At 71.7% G+C, this 15,020-nt stretch carries 15 protein-coding genes; 5 read left to right on the forward strand and 10 right to left on the reverse strand.

Features of this window, described 5'->3' with window-relative positions; all coding sequences use genetic code 11:
• Window positions 1–5: 5 nt before the first annotated feature.
• From AC07C1_RS33570 to AC07C1_RS33580, 3 genes are all read right to left on the reverse strand, one after another.
• Window positions 6–1,358 carry an ABC transporter substrate-binding protein gene (locus tag AC07C1_RS33570; protein WP_478945253.1) on the reverse strand — a complete coding sequence of 451 codons (1,353 nt, stop codon included), beginning with the start codon at window positions 1,356–1,358 and terminating at the stop codon, window positions 6–8.
• Between the two features lie 131 nt (window positions 1,359–1,489).
• Complete coding sequence (locus AC07C1_RS33575) at window positions 1,490–2,488, reverse strand: LacI family DNA-binding transcriptional regulator (RefSeq protein ID WP_478945255.1); 999 nt, start codon at window positions 2,486–2,488, stop codon at window positions 1,490–1,492.
• Window positions 2,489–2,619: 131 nt separating this feature from the next.
• Window positions 2,620–3,291 (reverse strand): MmyB family transcriptional regulator, encoded by a 672-nt coding sequence (locus AC07C1_RS33580; protein WP_478945257.1) that lies wholly within the window; start codon window positions 3,289–3,291, stop codon window positions 2,620–2,622.
• Between the two features lie 240 nt (window positions 3,292–3,531).
• Here AC07C1_RS33580 and AC07C1_RS33585 point away from each other — a divergent pair, with 240 nt between their 5' ends.
• From AC07C1_RS33585 to AC07C1_RS33595, 3 genes are all read left to right on the forward strand, one after another.
• Window positions 3,532–4,188, forward strand: coding sequence for a helix-turn-helix domain-containing protein (locus tag AC07C1_RS33585; protein WP_478945259.1), 657 nt, complete (start codon window positions 3,532–3,534; stop codon window positions 4,186–4,188).
• Window positions 4,189–4,200: 12 nt separating this feature from the next.
• Window positions 4,201–4,353 (forward strand): hypothetical protein, encoded by a 153-nt coding sequence (locus AC07C1_RS33590; RefSeq protein ID WP_478945261.1) that lies wholly within the window; start codon window positions 4,201–4,203, stop codon window positions 4,351–4,353.
• A gap of 778 nt (window positions 4,354–5,131) precedes the next feature.
• Complete coding sequence (locus AC07C1_RS33595) at window positions 5,132–5,359, forward strand: hypothetical protein (RefSeq protein ID WP_478945263.1); 228 nt, start codon at window positions 5,132–5,134, stop codon at window positions 5,357–5,359.
• A 43-nt stretch (window positions 5,360–5,402) separates the two neighbouring features.
• On the opposite strand, the gene AC07C1_RS33600 is transcribed toward AC07C1_RS33595, so the two are convergent.
• Together AC07C1_RS33600 and AC07C1_RS33605 are read right to left on the reverse strand one after the other, a co-directional pair.
• Complete coding sequence (locus AC07C1_RS33600; protein ID WP_478945265.1) at window positions 5,403–6,083, reverse strand: 4'-phosphopantetheinyl transferase family protein; 681 nt, start codon at window positions 6,081–6,083, stop codon at window positions 5,403–5,405.
• Window positions 6,031–6,936: a metallophosphoesterase family protein gene (locus AC07C1_RS33605; protein WP_478945267.1), complete on the reverse strand. Its 906-nt coding sequence runs from the start codon at window positions 6,934–6,936 to the stop codon at window positions 6,031–6,033. The genes AC07C1_RS33600 and AC07C1_RS33605 overlap by 53 nt, the downstream gene beginning before the upstream one ends.
• Window positions 6,937–7,311: 375 nt before the next feature.
• Between AC07C1_RS33605 and AC07C1_RS33610 the strand changes: the two genes are divergently transcribed.
• Entirely contained in the window at window positions 7,312–8,439 is a 1,128-nt protein-coding gene (locus tag AC07C1_RS33610; RefSeq protein ID WP_478945269.1) for an ATP-grasp domain-containing protein, read from the forward strand.
• 167 nt (window positions 8,440–8,606) lie between these two features.
• Window positions 8,607–10,295, forward strand: a complete 1,689-nt coding sequence (locus tag AC07C1_RS33615) for a carbohydrate binding domain-containing protein (RefSeq protein WP_478945271.1) — start codon at window positions 8,607–8,609, stop codon at window positions 10,293–10,295.
• 123 nt (window positions 10,296–10,418) lie between these two features.
• Here AC07C1_RS33615 and AC07C1_RS33620 read toward each other — a convergent pair whose 3' ends face one another.
• From AC07C1_RS33620 to AC07C1_RS33640, 5 genes are all read right to left on the reverse strand, one after another.
• A complete protein-coding gene (locus tag AC07C1_RS33620) occupies window positions 10,419–11,756 on the reverse strand; it encodes a 6-phospho-beta-glucosidase (RefSeq protein ID WP_478945272.1) in 1,338 nt (445 codons plus the stop codon).
• Window positions 11,757–11,846: 90 nt separating this feature from the next.
• Window positions 11,847–12,185 carry a nuclear transport factor 2 family protein gene (locus AC07C1_RS33625; RefSeq protein ID WP_478945274.1) on the reverse strand — a complete coding sequence of 113 codons (339 nt, stop codon included), beginning with the start codon at window positions 12,183–12,185 and terminating at the stop codon, window positions 11,847–11,849.
• Window positions 12,186–12,340: 155 nt separating this feature from the next.
• A complete protein-coding gene (locus AC07C1_RS33630) occupies window positions 12,341–12,979 on the reverse strand; it encodes an NAD(P)-dependent oxidoreductase (protein ID WP_478945276.1) in 639 nt (212 codons plus the stop codon).
• Between the two features lie 13 nt (window positions 12,980–12,992).
• Window positions 12,993–13,940, reverse strand: a complete 948-nt coding sequence (locus tag AC07C1_RS33635) for an EamA family transporter (protein WP_478945278.1) — start codon at window positions 13,938–13,940, stop codon at window positions 12,993–12,995.
• 183 nt (window positions 13,941–14,123) lie between these two features.
• Window positions 14,124–14,951: an SDR family NAD(P)-dependent oxidoreductase gene (locus tag AC07C1_RS33640; protein ID WP_478945280.1), complete on the reverse strand. Its 828-nt coding sequence runs from the start codon at window positions 14,949–14,951 to the stop codon at window positions 14,124–14,126.
• Between the last annotated feature and the right edge of the window lie 69 nt (window positions 14,952–15,020).

Here is a 15,020-nt window from a genome sequence, read left to right on the forward strand (position 1 = left end):
GGCGGTCAGCTCCGGGCCAGGATGCCGTCGATCTTGCCGGACGCCTCCTTGAGGAGCTGGTCGATGTCGGCGTCCTTCTTGGTGAGGACGGCGGAGACGGTGCCGTCGAGGACGGAGTAGATCTGCTGGGCGTTCGGCGGCTCGATCTTCATCCGGAGCTGCTGGTTGCCGTCGAGGAAGGCCTGGTAGTTCTCCACCGGGACATTGGCGTCGGCCTTCTTGAGCCGCTGGTCCTCGGCGTCGGCGGCGCCGGTGAACAGGCGCGGCTCGGGCAGGCCGACGGGGGCGTTGTTCTTCTTGGCGCGGGCGTAGTCGCCGAGGAAGCCCTGGCCCGGGGTGAGGAACATGTGGTCCAGCCACTTCAGACCGGCCCGGATCTGGGCGGGTGTGTCGTGCTTGTTGAACATGTAGCCGTCGCCGCCGATGAGGGTGCCCTTGCCGCCGGGCATGGGGGCGATGGCGATGTCGTCGTAGTTCGCGCCCTTCTCCTTGACCAGGATCGGGATGTTGTCGGGGGCGGCGAGGTACATTCCGAGCTTGCCCGAACCCATCATCTGCTGGGCGTCGTTGATGACGAGGAGCTGCTTGCTGCCCATCGAGTCGTCGGTCCACCGCATGTCGTGGAGGTTCCGCAGGACGGCATGGCCCTCGGGGGTGTCGATCGTGGCCTTCTTGCCGTCGGCGCCGACGACGTCACCGCCCTGCGAGTACAGCTCGGCGGTGAAGTGCCAGCCGCCCTGGTTCTGGGCGCTGTAGTCGGCGTATCCGACGGTGCCGCCGCCGAGTGCGGCGATCTTCCGGGCATCGGCGCGGACCTCGTCCCAGGTCGTCGGGGGCTTGTCGGGGTCGAGGCCGGCCCGCTGGAAGACCTCGCGGTTGTAGATCAGGCCCATCGAGTAGCCGGTGCGCGGGATGCCGTAGACCTTGCCGTCCACGGTGTAGATGTCCCGCAGCTGCTTCTGGATGGTGTCGTAGCTCTTCAGTTCCTTGAGGTACGGGGTGAGATCGGCGGCCTGGTGGATGTCGACGACATGCCGGGCGTCGGTGAAGTACGTGTAGAAGACGTCCTCCATCTGGCCGCCGGCCAGCTTGGCGTCGAAGGTCTTCGGGTCCTGGCAGGGGAAGGCGTCGTGCGCGACGACGTCGATGTCCGGGTTCTGCTTCTCGAAGGTGGCGATGTCCGCGTCGAAGAACGTCCGGTCGACCCTGGCGCTCCTGGGCGGCTCGCAGTTGACGGTGATGCGGGTCTTGCCGCTCGCCGAGCTGTCGTCGCCCGATCCGCAGGCGGTGGCGGCGAGGGCGAGGGAGGAACAGACGCCGATCGCGACGAAGGTACGGCGGAACCCGGTGCTTGTCATCGGTGGACCCCTCATGGCAGGAGCGGTGGGCGCCGCACACTCAAGCACCGTCGACATCGCACCGCAAGATATCGCACAGACTCTGTAATTATTCGACAGTGAGCTGGAAGCATCCGCCGGACTCCTGGAGGTCAGTCGCGCGGGGCCTGCGCGGTGGACCCGCGCACCACCAGCTCGGGCTCGAACAGCAACTCCTCCGCGGGTACGGCGGTGCCGCCGATCTGCGCGTTCAGCAGCTCGACGGCCGCGCGGCCCATGGCCTCGATGGGCTGGCGGACGGTGGTGAGCGGGGGTTCGGTGCAGTTCATGAAGGCCGAGTCGTCGTAGCCGACGACGGAGATCCGGCCGGGGACGTCGTAGCCCTTGCGGCGGGCCGCCCGGACGGCGCCGAGCGCGAGGGGGTCGCTGGCGCAGATGATGCCGGTGACGCCGCGGTCGAGGAGCCGGGAGGCGGCGGCGTGACCGCCCTCGAGGGAGAAGATGGCGCGGGCCACGAACTCCTCCGGCAGATCGCCGGCGAACGCCCGCGCGGCGGCCAGTTTACGCGCCGAGGGCACGTGGTCGCCGGGACCGAGGACCAGGCCGATGCGCTCGTGACCGAGGGAGGCCAGATGCCGCCAGGCCTGCTCCACGGCGACGGCGTCGTCGCAGGACACGCCCGGGAAACCGAGGTGCTCGATGGCCGCGTTGACCAGTACGACGGGGATGTTGCGGTCGGCGAGCAGCCGGTAGTGGTCGTGCGGCGCGTCGGCCTGGGCGTACAGGCCCCCGGCGAAGACGACGCCGGAGACCTGCTGTTGCAGCAGCAGCTCGACGTAGTCCGCCTCCGAAACGCCGCCCTTGGTCTGCGTGCACAGCACCGGGGTCAGTCCGAGCTGGGCGAGCGCGCCGCCGATGACCTCGGCGAACGCCGGGAAGATGGGGTTCTGCAGCTCTGGCAGGACCAGGCCGACGAGCCGGGCGCGTTCGCCGCGCAGCTGGGTCGGGCGCTCGTAGCCGAGGACGTCGAGGGCGGACAGCACCGCCTGCCGGGTGACTTCGGAGACTCCGGGCTTGCCGTTGAGCACCCGGCTGACCGTGGCCTCGCTGACCCCGACCTTCTTCGCCACTTCCGCAAGTCGTCGCGTCATGAACGCAAGCGTAGCGCAAGTCATGCAAGTCGCTTGCGTAGGCCGCGTGCACGGATGACCGCGAGAAGGGTGCGGGGGTGCGGTGCTTCCGACCCGGCGCCGCCGGTGACCTGAACACCGGCGGTGCCGGGTCAGTCCTCGGCTGCCGGGACGACCGTCAGATGCGTGGCCGTGCCGCGGGGCCGGCGTCGGCGGCGCACCGGCGAGGCCGCCCGGCGGGGGTCGCGCAGGACCATCGTCAGGCGCCGGTGGCCGAGGTCCCGCAGGGTCTGCGTGGTCTCCTCGACGATGCGGCACTCGACGGAACCCCGGCGCGGGTCGGGGTGGAGCAGCAGCCGGACGGCCCCGTCGAGCCGCGTCGCGGCCTCGCCGACGGCCCGGATCCAGTGCGGCAGACCCTGCCGGTAGGCGGCCTCCATCAGCGGGTCCTGGGCGATGTCCCGGCGGACCGCCTGGAGTTCGTGATCGTGACCGCACGTCTCCAGGGCGGTACGCAGGTGGGCCAGCATCGGCAGGCACCAGCCCGGCTCGTGCTCGCCGAGGACGTCACCCGCGTCGGGATGGAAGAGAACGAAGCGGAGGAAGTTGTCGCCGGGCATGGCCGTCGGATGGGGGCGCACGCCACGGAAGAGCGCCCCGAACGCGCCGTTGGCCATGACCACGTTCCAGCGGTGGTCTACGACCAGGGACGGGAAGGGCAGGGACTCCAGCAGCGCGGCGTAGTCCTGGAGGTACGCCTGGGTCTCGCAGGTCTCGGGGACGGGCCGCGGTGCCGGCCGCTGCCCTCCTGCCTGATGTGCCATCGGGAGGTCACCCCTCTTGCCTCTGCGGCCTTCACGCGGCGATGCGATCCTGCTGCCCAGCGACAAGTGATGTCAACTATCGTGGCATTTCATGCCGGTTGACGGCTGAAATTCGCCACAGTTGTGGCGAGACCTGGATGTGAGTTCGAAGCACCCGCTACTCTCCGGGAAGTTCACGGCGACCGCTTGCGAGAAGCACGCACGCGTCTGAGGCCCTCGAGAGACGTAGGAGTTCTGTCGGTGACGGATGGCTACGAGGATCCGGGCGCCGCGGCGACCGCCCAGCTGCCGGCCGTCGTCGCCCGCGTCACCGCGCTCGCCGACCGGCTCGGTGTGCCGCACACCGAGGTCTTCGACGTCGGGCGGCTCTCCGTCGCCTGTGGCGTGCCCGAGCCGGTGGTCAAGGCCCTGCTCAGCGGGCGACCGGCGGGCGAACCGGACGTCCAGGCACGCTTTCTGCAGCGCCTGGACCTGTTGCGCCGCACCCGGCTGAAGCCCAACGGCCGCAAGTACACCCAGCAGGAGATCGCCGACGGGGCGGGCATGTCCCGGCAGCAGGCCGGCGCCCTCATCAACGGCGACCGGCGGCCCACGATGGAGCACTGCGACGCGCTGCAGCGCTTCTTCCGGGTGCACGCCGGCTTCCTCACCGCGGAGGACCCCGAGGCGCTGGCGGGCACGCTGCAGCGGACTGAGCAGGAGCTGCTGCAGAAGCTCGCCGACCGGGAGCGGGCCGCGGCCCAGGCCGCCGAGGACCCGCTGGAGCGGCTGCTGCAGGACCACGGGGTGCGCGGGATCGCCTGGCGGGCCGCCCAGTTGCCCACCGACCAGCACCGGGACAAGGTCGCGGAGTGGCTCGACATGCTTCTGGAGAGCGTCAAACGACCCGAGTCGTGAGCCGGGGTGACCGTGGGCATCGCCACTGAGGGGCGTCGGCTGTGCGACGCTCTGCTGGGCGGGCTGACCCTGCTGTGGCCGGATCTGGCCGACCGGCACCTCGTCGTCGGGAAGGAACGCCCGTCCTGTGGCCACCAGTTGGCGATCGTGGGCCACGAACGCTGACACATGCGGGCCGGCCACCACGGCCGTCGCGGGGACGGGGCCGGTGTCGCCGCGCGGCTGCCGGGCGACGGCGGCCACATCGCCCGGGGTGCGCTGCGGGCGGCCGGTGCACCGCGTCATGGCCCCTCCCCGCTTCGACGTCGCCGAGGCACCGCAGGCCGAGGCCTTCGGCCGCTGTCGGCCGGCAAGTGCCCTCGGCGGGGGGTGTGTTCGGCGCTGCACGCCCGGGTACGGCCTGACGGCGTGGCCGGCCGTATCAAGGCGTGTCTGGTGATATCCCGGTCGGCAGAGCGGACCCGGGCCACCGCATCCGCCCTACGTCAGCTGGCGCGCCTCCCGCGTCCTGCCGGGGTGTGGGCCGCTGTCGAGGCGGGGTGCGTGCCGTCGCTCGGCCGGCGATCGGCCGCAACGGGGGTGCGGGCGCGCCGGCGGCCGTGCATCAGGTGGGGCGCGGGTGGACTTCGCGCCCGCCCGCCGGGGCAGCCGCGTGGTGGGCACCAGGTGCGGCCGCGACGCGTCGGCCGGTTCGGCCGGTCGGCCGGTTCGGCCGGTCGGCCGGTCGCCGCGTGGGGTGGCCTCGTGCCGTCCTTTTCCCGGGCGGGCGGGCCTTCGTCCAGGGCATTTCGGCGCGGTTTCAGCTCCGCTGAGCGGGCGAACCGAGGCGGAGCCGGACGGCGTTGTCAGTGGGGGGCGGCAAGCTGGAAGCGTGCGCCGTACGACGCGGCGCGCGGCGCCGCAGGGCGCGTGACCGTGACGCCTACTCGGGGAGAGCCGACCGATGCCGACCGCCGTACTGACCGACCGTGAGCGCACCGCCGTACAGGCCTACCTGCGGCTGTTGCATACGGTGCGCGCCGCCTTCGACGGGCCGCCGGACGGCGACCGGCCCGCCGTCGTCCCGCCCACCGTGCTCGCCGAGGCGGAATCGGCCCTCGCACGGGCGGGACTCGCGGGCAACGAGGAGCAGTTCTTCCAGCTGCTGCGCGAATGGTGCCCGTCCTCCTGACCGGCCGGGGCGCCGCGCAGCGGCAGCGGTGTCGGTGTCACCGTCAGGAGTGCGGCACGACGACGGTGGTGGCCACCACCCCGTCGCGCACGGCCCAGCGGCCGTCGAAGGAGCGCAGCCGGCGGTCGCCGACCAGGGGACCGGGGACGAGGAGTTCGGCGCGCAGGGTGCCGGTCGGCGCGCCGTCGGGTGCCGGGCGGAGGGTGATGTCGGCCTCGGAGAAGTCCAGCCATTCACGGGTGAGGGGGTACCACGCCTTGTAGACTGACTCCTTGGCGCTGAACAGGATCCGGTCCCAGTGCACCGCGGGCCGCTGCGTGGCGAGCAGGGCCAGCCGGTCGGCCTCGACGGGCAGGAAGACGGAGTCGCCCACGCCGTCCGGGAGCGGCCCGTGCGGTTCGGCGTCGATCCCCAGGGAGGCCAGCTCGGTGGCGCGGACCAGTGCGGCGGCGCAGTAGCCGTCGCAGTGGGTCATGCTGCCCGCCAGGCCGGCCGGCCAGCGCGGGGCGCCCCGCTCACCGCTGACGACGGCCTGCGCCGGCACGCCGAGCTTCTCCATGGCGCGCCGGGCGCAGCCGCGTACCGCCGCGAACTCGCGGCGGCGCTTGGCCACCGCGCGCGCGACGAACACCTCCTCCTCCGGGTGCAGCGGGGCGTCCCACAGCGGGTCGTCACGGTGTGCCTCCACGGCCACGACCGACTCCGGGAGCAGCTCCTCGATCACCGGCGTCCACCTCCATCGGCAGGATGCGGCGCAGCTTTCCCGGGCGCCCGGGGCGCTTGCGCCATTCGCGGGGATATCCCACGGAGACCTCTTCGAAGCGGACTCCGTCGTGCCAGGTGGTGCGCGGGATGTGCAGATGGCCGTACACCATCGTGGCGACGCGGAAGCGGCGGTGCCAGTCCGCGGTCAGCTCGGTGCCGCACCACATGGCGAACTCGGGGTGCCACAGGACCTCGGTGGGATGCCGGTCCAGTGGGTAGTGATTGGCGAGCACGGTCGGCAGGTCCGCGGGCAGCTCGGCGAGTCTGCGCTCCGTCTCGGCGACCCGGGCCCGGCACCAGTCCTCACGGGCCGGATAGGGGTCGGGGTGCAGCAGGTACTCGTCGTTGCAGACGATGCCCGTGCTCTCGGCGTAGGCCAGACCCTGGGCCTTGGTGGCGCAGCCGGCCGGCAGGAACGAGTAGTCGTACAGGAGGAACAGTGGGGCGACGGCGACCGGGCCACCGGCGCCGTGCCACACCGGGTAGGGGTCCTCGGGGGTGACCACGCCCAATTCCCGGCACAGTTCGACGAGATGCTCGTAGCGGGCGACGCCGCGCAGGGTGACGGGGTCGCTCGGGTGGGTCCACAGCTCGTGGTTCCCGGGCGCCCACAGCACCTTTCGGAAGCGGCCCGCGAGCGTGGCGAGGGCCCAGCGGATGTCGGCGACGGTCTCCGCGACATCACCGGCCACGATCAGCCAGTCGTCGTCGCTGCCGGGGTGCATCCGTTCCACCAGGGCGCGGTTCTCGGGATAACTGATGTGCAGGTCGCTGATGGCCAGCAGCTGTCCGGCCCCGGCCGTCGGCTCCACCCCGCACCCCTTTCGATCATCAGGCTCGCGAACACCACCAGAACACATTCCCGGACGGCGGACAAGAGGCCCTGGTCCCGCACCGGCGAGTGGCCCGCGCGGGCCACTCGCCTGACGCACGGCATCGGGGCGGGCACACCCTACGGCGATTTCCTCGTCGTCCTGCTCACCGGGGCGGGACTCCCGCCGTCGGGAAGGACCCCGGTAATCCGTAACATCCGCGTTGCACGCCGGGCCCCTTGAAAGCCGTATGATCGCCCCAACACCAACGCCTCTCACTTCCCCTTGAACAGGGCCGTTTGGTGTCCCTTCCTCCCTTCTGCCCGGGCACGGGCCGCTCAGCCCTGCCCGCACACCCCCCGAAAGGCGGCCTGCATGCTCTCTCGCGTACGCGTCTGGCTCAACCGCACGTACGCGGAGAACGTGTTCTTCATGGATCAGCTGCGGAGAAATCCCAGCGACCGCGCGGTGGAGATCCACGCCACGCACGGGGACCCCGACTCCCCCGTGCTGGCCGCCGCCGACACCGCCGACCTGGAGCCGGAAGGCCTGTCCCCGGCCGCCTATGTCGAGTACGCCCTCGATCAGTGCGCCCGGCGCGGCATCGACGTCTTCGTGCCCCGGCTGCACCAGGCGGCGATCGTGGCGCACCGAGCCGAGTTCGCGGCGGCGGGTACGGCACTGCTGGCGCCGACACCCGAGGCGGTGGCCGTGTTCGAGGACAAGGCCATCGCGTACGAGGCGGTCCGCTCCGTCGGCGTCCCGGTGCCGCCCTGGTGGCGGGTGCGGACGGCAGACGAACTCACCGCTGCGGTACTGGAGTTGGAGGCGGCCGGGCACCGGGCGTGCTTCAAGCCGGCGGTCGGCGCGGGCGGGGTCGGCTTCCGGATGATCACCCGCGCCCCCTTCTCGCTGGACGGCCTCGCCGGCTTCCCCAGCCCGTATGTGCAGCTGGACCCGGTCGTCGAGGCGCTGCAGCGGGCCGAGGAGCCGGTGGACTGGCTGGTGATGCCCCGCCTGGAGCAGCCCGAGGTGTCCGTCGACTGCCTGACCGGACCGGACAACCGGGTGCGGCTCGCGGTGGGCCGCACCAAGAACGGGCGACGCCGGGGCTTCACCCTGGACGAGCGGTGGCTGGGGCCGGCCCGGCTGATCGCGGAGGGCTTCGGTCTGCACCACCTGTCCAACATCCAGTTCCGCATGTTCGGCGACCGCCCGGTGCTGCTCGACGTCAACACGCGTCCCGCCGGCGGCCTGCACCAGCTGTCACTCTGCGGGGTGAACGCGCCCTGGTCGGCCGTGCGGTTGGCGCTGGGTGAGGACCCGGGGTTCATCGAGCCGCCGTTCCTCGGGCAGGACTACACGGTGGTGTCGGGACCGCGCCCGCTGCTGCCTGTGCCGGCGGCGCTTCCACGGCAGCGGGTGGAGTCGGCCGAAGTGTTGTTGCCGGCGGTGCCGACGCCGGTGCCGGCGGCTGACGCGGCTCAGGTACTGCCGCTCTAGGTCGCACGCCCTGCCCACGCCCTGCCCCCTCGGGGGCGCTTTCCCCCACCGGTATGGACCAATTCCGTTCATCTTCTTGACAGCCGGATTGGTCCATACCAAATTCGTTGGCGCACCTCCGCACATCCGTGCACTCCCGAACACCCCCATCCCCACAGGGAGATCGCGTGCGCAACACACTCGGGCGTTCCAGACGCCGGCTTCTCGCTCTCCTCGGTTCCGCGGCCCTCGCGCTCGGCGGGGCCGTCGCCCTCCCCGGTACGGCCCACGCGGCCAACATCCTCACCCACCCCGGCTTCGAGTCCGGCGGCCTCTCCCCCTGGACCTGCACCGGCGACCTCGGCTCGGTGGTCTCCTCCCCCGTGCACGGCGGTTCCAAGGCACTGCAGGGCGCGGTGACCTCCAGCGACAACGCGCAGTGCAGCCAGACGGTCGCGGTGCAGCCCAACACGACATACGCACTGAGCGGCTGGGTGCGCGGCAGTTACGTGTACCTCGGCGTGAACGGCGGCGCCTCCACCTGGACCTCTTCACCGTCCGCGTACAGCCGGCTCAGCGTCTCCTTCACCACGGGCGCCACCCAGACGAGCGCCACCATCTATGTGCACGGCTGGTACGCCCAGGGCACCTACTACGCCGACGACGTCAGCCTGGACGGCCCGGGCGGCGGCGGAGGAGGCGGTGACACCCAGGCGCCGACCGCGCCCAGCGGGCTCGCCGCCACGGGAAAGACCTCCTCGAGCGTGTCGCTGAAGTGGAACGCCTCCTCGGACGACGTGGGCGTGACGGCGTACGACGTCTACAGCGCCGGCAACCGGCTCCTCAGCGTCTCGGGTACCTCCGCCACGGTCAGCGGACTGTCACCGAGCACGAGTTACACCTTCACCGTGAAGGCGCGGGACGCGGCCGGGAACACCTCGCCCGCCTCCGGCTCCGTGACCGTGACGACCGATGCGGGCGGCGGTGGCGGTACCGGGTTCAAGCAGGCGGCGCCGTACCTGTACGAGGGCTGGGGCGATCCGCCGAACCCGACCACGGTGATGAGCGCGACCGGGGTCAAGTGGTTCACGATGGCGTTCGTGCTGGACTCCGGCGGCTGCACGCCGAGTTGGGACGGCAGCCGGGCCCTGACCGGGGGTGTGGACCAGACGGCGATCAACCAGATCCGTTCCGCGGGCGGTGACGTCGTCCCGTCGTTCGGTGGCTGGCAGGGCAGCAAGCTGGGCGCCAACTGCTCCTCCGCGAGCGCGCTGGCCGGGGCCATCCAGAAGGTGATCGACGCCTACGGTCTGAAGGCCGTCGACATGGACATCGAGAACACGGACGAGTTCGAGAACGAGGCCGTGCAGGCGAGGATCCTCACCGCGCTGAAGACGGTCAAGGCCGACAACCCGGGCCTGAAGACCATCGTCACCTTCGGCACGTCCACCACCGGGCCGACGTACTACGGCAACCGGCTCATCGAGCAGGCGCAGTCGCTCGGCGCGAACATCGACGTGTTCACCATCATGCCGTTCGACTTCGGCGGTGGCTCGGACATGTACGGCAACACCGTGAACGCCGCCGAGGGGCTGAAGAACAAGCTGAAGTCCACCTTCGGCTGGGACGACGCGACCGCCTACGCCCACCTCGGCATCTCCGGCATGAACGGCCTGTCCGACCAGCAGGAGACGACCACTCCGGCGATCTGGACCCAGATCCGCGACTGGGCGAACTCCCACCACATCGCGCGGCTCGCCTTCTGGTCGGTCAACCGGGACCGGCCGTGCGCGGGCGGCGGTGTGGTGAGCAATTGCTCCGGCATCGGCCAGAACACCTGGCAGTTCACCTCGATCACGGCCGGTTTCACCGGCTGACGTTCGGGTGTGACAGCGGAGGGCCGCTCGGCGGAGCGACCCTCCGTGCGGTCGGCGGCCCACGAAGCCGGGGCCGGTGACCGACTCGACGCCGGCTCACTCGGCGGGCACGCAAGGAAGCGCCTACTTCAGGTACGCCAGCCCAGGATGGACCTCGGTGTAGCCCTGGACCAGCCTGCGGGCCACGTTGACCGAGTCGACCAGCGGGTGCAGTGCGAAGGCCTTCACGGCCGTCGTACGGGAGCCGGACTCGGCGGCGGCGAGCACTTCCCGCTCGACGGCCTTGACCGAGCAGACCAGTCCGGTGGCATGGCCGGGCAGCGGGCCGGCGGCCAGCGGGTGGGCGCCGCCGGCGTCGACCAGGCACGGGACCTCGATGACCGCGTCGGCGTCGAGGACGGACAGCGTGGAACCGTTGCGGACGTTGAGGATCAGGGTGGTGCGTTCGTCACGGGCGATGGCCCGCATCAGGGCGAGCGCGACCTTCTCGTAGCCGCCGGACAGGTCGTCGGCCTCGCGTTCGCCCGCGCCGGCGCTCTCCCGGTTCTCGGCCATGTAGGTCGCCTCGCGCTCGGCGCGGGTGCGCTCCCAGGCGAGCAGGGCGGAGACGCCCGGGTCGCCCGCCTCCTCGTAGAACCTGGCCTGCTGGTCGCGCAGGAAGGCACCGCGGGTCCTGGCGGCCTCCTGGTAGGCGCGGACGGTCTCCCGGTTGAAGTAGTAGTAGTGCAGGTACTCGTTGGGGATCGCGCCGAGTGACCGCAGCCAGTCGGTGCCGAAGAGCCTGCCCTCCTCGAAGGAGCCGAGCAGCGCGGGGTCGGCGAGCAGGCGGGGCAGCTCGTCGCGTCCGGCGACGCGCAGGCCGCGTACCCAGCCGAGGTGGTTGAGGCCGACGTAGTCGATGAAGGCCCGCTTCGGGTCGGCGCCGAGGACCCGGGCGATGCGGCGGCCGAGGCCGACCGGCGAGTCGCAGATGCCGACGACGCGGTCGCCGAGGTGGTGGGACATGGCCTCGGTGACCAAGCCCGCCGGGTTGGTGAAGTTGATGACCCAGGCGTCGGGGGCGAGGCGGGCCACGCGCCGGGCGATGTCGACGGCGACGGGGACGGTGCGCAGGCCGTACGCGATGCCGCCGGCGCCGACGGTCTCCTGGCCGAGCACGCCCTCGGCGAGGGCCACCCGCTCGTCGTTCGCCCGGCCCTCGAGACCGCCGACGCGGATCGCCGAGAAGACGAAGGCGGCGCCGCGCAGGGCCTCGTCCAGGTCGGTGGTGGCCCGGACCTCGGGTGCGTCGGGGATGCCGGCGGCCTGTTCGGCCAGTACCCGGGTCACGGCGTGCAGCCGGCCGTCGTCCAGATCGTGCAGGACGACCTCGGTGACCCGCCCCTCGGCGTGGTCGGTCAGCAGTGCACCGTACACAAGCGGCACGCGGAACCCGCCGCCGCCCAGAATCGTCAGCTTCACGCCCGCACCCTTCCCGCGATCACCGCCACGACCACCTCGACGCCGGCCTCCCACGGGGTGGACGGGGTCTCCGGGTCCACCGGCTCCGGTTCACACCTTGCCGCCGAAGAAGACCCGCACCTCTCGGATGAGGCCGTCGCGCACGGTGATCGCCTCGACATTGCGGTATCGCTCGCCGGTGGTCAACTCGTACTCGTAGTGGACCAGGACCAGTTCCTCGTCAACGGCGACGATGTGCAGGATCCGCTGCTCGGTGAACCGGTCGGCGGTGGGGAAGCAGCGCTCGAAGAACGCCGCCTTGCCGATGTGATCGTCCTGGGGGCTGGTGAAGAGGAAGTCGTCGGCGTACAGGGGAAGGGCCGCCTCGCGGTCCTGTGACCGGTAGTGGCGGAACGCCGCCTCGACGACGCCGGCCGGAGAACCGTTCATGCGCTGTCCTCGGTCGAAGGGGAACCGTACCCCCGCCACGATAGGGCCGGGGAGGGGCCCCGGCGGCCCGCGCCCCCCGAACGGAGGACATCGTGCCGGCCGCAGGCGCCGGCGGCCGAGTCCAGGCGCAGCGGACGTCCCGGGGCAGCTCGGGCTCAGTAGCCGACGGTGAAGCGTGTGCGGTGGTGCGTGGGGTGTTCCGCCTCGTCCAGCAGGGCCACGGCAAGGTCTTCCATGGAGATGCTGGAGTTGCCGTCGGCGTCCACCAACAGCTCGCCGGTGCCGACCCGGTATGTGCCGGTGCGTTTGCCCGGCTCCAGGACGGCGGCCGGGCTGAGGTAGGCCCAGTCGACGTCCTGGTCGGCCTGACAGACCGCCAGTTGCTCGTTGCAGGCCAGGGCGATCGGCCGCCAGTCCGCTGGGAAGTCCGGGCCTTCCACTACCGTGCCTTCCCGGTCGCCCGGCAGACGCAGGCTCCCGGCACCGCCGAGCAGGAGCAGCCGGACGCCTGTGCGGGAGAGACCGGCCAGCAATGCGCGGGCCGCGTTCGCGAGGTCCTCTTCCTGTCCGGGTGCCGGTCGGGTGGCACTGATCACCAGGTCCTGCCGGCTGCTCAGCGCGGCGACGGTGTCCGGGTCGAGGACGTCCCCGACGGCGTGCCGGGCGCCGGGATGGAGGGTCGTGAAACGGCTCGCGTCGCGGGCGACGGCGGTGACGTCGTGGTTCCGGGCGACGGCTTCGGCGACGATCCGGCTGCCGGCGGCTCCGCCGGCTCCGAAGACGGTGATGCGCATGATGCGGTTCTCCTCAGTGGGTACGGGCCTGGCCGACCGGGACCGGGGGCACTGGGCGTCCGGCCGCCGCACGGGAAGGGGCGGAACGGGAGGGGTGAAGCTGGGCGAGTGTCACTGCGGCCAGGGCGAGTGCGCCGCCCAGCATCTGCGGCAGGGTGAGCCGTTGTCCCAGGACGATCCACCCGAGACTGGCGGCGACCAGGGGGCTGAGCAGGCCGAGGAAAGTGACCTGGGTCGGGGAGAGCGTTCTGATGCCGCGGAACCACAGGGAGTAGGCGAGCGCGGCGCCGATCGCACTCAGGTAGACGTAGCCGATCAGGTTCCCGGTGCTGAGGGTGGCCGGCGGGGGCCCTTCGACGAACAGGGCGGCCGGCAGCAGAAGCAGACCGCCTGCGACCAGTTGCCATCCGGTGGTCGCCAGCAGCGGAGCCGGGGAGGTCCAGCGCTTGCTGAGGACGACTCCGGTCGCCATGACCACCGCACCGCCGAGGGCGGCGGCGATCCCGAGGACGTCCAGCCGGGCGTCGGCGCGGAGCACCAGCATGGCGATGCCCGCGATGCCGGTCACGCAGGCCAGCAGGGTTCGTAGGGTGAGGCGCTGACCGAGCAGGGTGGCGGACAAGCCCGCCACCAGCAGCGGCTGGATGGAGCCGACGGTGGCGGCGACTCCGCCCGGGAGGCGGTAGGCGGCGATGAAGAGCAGGGCGAAGAAGACGCCGATGTTCAACGCGCCGAGGACCGCGGACCTCCACCACCAGCTGCCCGTCGGCAGGCGCCGGGTGAGGAGGAGCAGGAGCAGCCCGGCGGGCAGGGCCCGGAGCACGGCGGCCAGCAGTGGCCGGTCCGGGGGCAGGAGTTCGGTGGTGACGAGGTAGGTGGAGCCCCAGATGGCCGGGGCCAGGGCGGTGAGCACGGTGGCTGTCCGGATGCCCGGCACCGACCGCAAGGCAGGGATGGTCATGGTGTTCTCCTGGTCGTGGGACACAGAGGGGGTCGTGGGGGGGGCAGCCGAGGTGGCAGCTATCGTCCGCGGCCGGGAGACGGCCGCGGAGGGGACCGGGTTCCTGGCCGGCGTGCGGTGCGCGGTGTCCCGGAAGCGAGGGGACAGTGCGGTGAGGAGTAACGGGCAGGAGCCCGGCGGCGGTCAGTCTGCGGCGCGGCTAACCTTTTCCCAGGAGGCCCAGACCGATTTGCGGCTGTCGGCGGCCTGCTGGGCGACGTCGTACATGGCGCTGCCGAGGATCAGCCGCAGCGGTGGATCGTCGCTGTCGGCGAGGGCGAGCAGGGCGTCGGCTGCCCCGGCCGGGTCGGCGTCCTCGGCGTCGCCCCACATCTCGGCGAGCGCGGTGTGCAGTGGTGCGTAGGCCGGGTGGGCGGGCTGGGTGCGCATGGAGCTGTAGAGCCCGGTGGTGTATCCGCCGGGTTCGACGATGCTGACCTTGACGCCGAACGGTGCGACCTCCTGGGCGAGCGCCTCGGACATCCCCTCCAGCGCCCACTTGCTCGCGCTGTACAGCCCGGTGGTTGCGAAACCGATGACGCCCCCGACGCTGCTGATCTGCAGGAGTCGACCTCCGCCCTGGCGGCGCAGGTGGGGGAGGACGGCCTGGGTGACCCAGAGCGCGCCGAAGAAGTTGGTTTCCATCTGGGCGCGGGCGTCGGTCTCGGTGAACTCCTCGACGGTGCCGCCGCACATGATGCCGGCGTTGTTGACGACCACGTCGAGCCGGCCCTGCGCCCCGACGGCCCGGTCCACGGCGGCGAACACCGCGCTGCGGTCGGTGACGTCGAGTTGCAGGGCGACCAGTCGTCCGGGGTGCTCGGCCTGGAGCGCGGCGAGCGGCTCGATCCGGCGGGCCGCTCCGATGACCCGGTCGCCGGCTGCCAGGGCGGCGCGGGTGAGGGCGAGGCCGATGCCGCTGGAGGCGCCGGTGACGAACCAGAGGCGGTCGGACGTGGTGGTGCGGGTCATTGAATCTCCCAAATCGGCCGAGACGGCTCGTCTCGCTCCGTGTGCGTGTGCCAGGGCCTCGGCTTCGCC

It is taken from the genome of Streptomyces sp. NPDC045022 (assembly GCF_056432605.1).

Bases quoted from the DNA above. Each gene is read 5' to 3' on its own strand.
- AC07C1_RS33640 (WP_478945280.1), bottom strand. From the start codon at position 14,951: ATGACCCGCACCACCACGTCCGACCGCCTCTGGTTCGTCACCGGCGCC.
- AC07C1_RS33580 (WP_478945257.1), bottom strand. From the start codon at position 3,291: ATGGCACATCAGGCAGGAGGGCAGCGGCCGGCACCGCGGCCCGTCCCC.
- AC07C1_RS33595 (WP_478945263.1), top strand. From the start codon at position 5,132: ATGCCGACCGCCGTACTGACCGACCGTGAGCGCACCGCCGTACAGGCC.
- AC07C1_RS33625 (WP_478945274.1), bottom strand. From the start codon at position 12,185: ATGAACGGTTCTCCGGCCGGCGTCGTCGAGGCGGCGTTCCGCCACTAC.
- AC07C1_RS33635 (WP_478945278.1), bottom strand. From the start codon at position 13,940: ATGACCATCCCTGCCTTGCGGTCGGTGCCGGGCATCCGGACAGCCACC.
- AC07C1_RS33575 (WP_478945255.1), bottom strand. From the start codon at position 2,488: ATGACGCGACGACTTGCGGAAGTGGCGAAGAAGGTCGGGGTCAGCGAG.
- AC07C1_RS33610 (WP_478945269.1), top strand. From the start codon at position 7,312: ATGCTCTCTCGCGTACGCGTCTGGCTCAACCGCACGTACGCGGAGAAC.
- AC07C1_RS33570 (WP_478945253.1), bottom strand. From the start codon at position 1,358: ATGACAAGCACCGGGTTCCGCCGTACCTTCGTCGCGATCGGCGTCTGT.
- AC07C1_RS33630 (WP_478945276.1), bottom strand. From the start codon at position 12,979: ATGCGCATCACCGTCTTCGGAGCCGGCGGAGCCGCCGGCAGCCGGATC.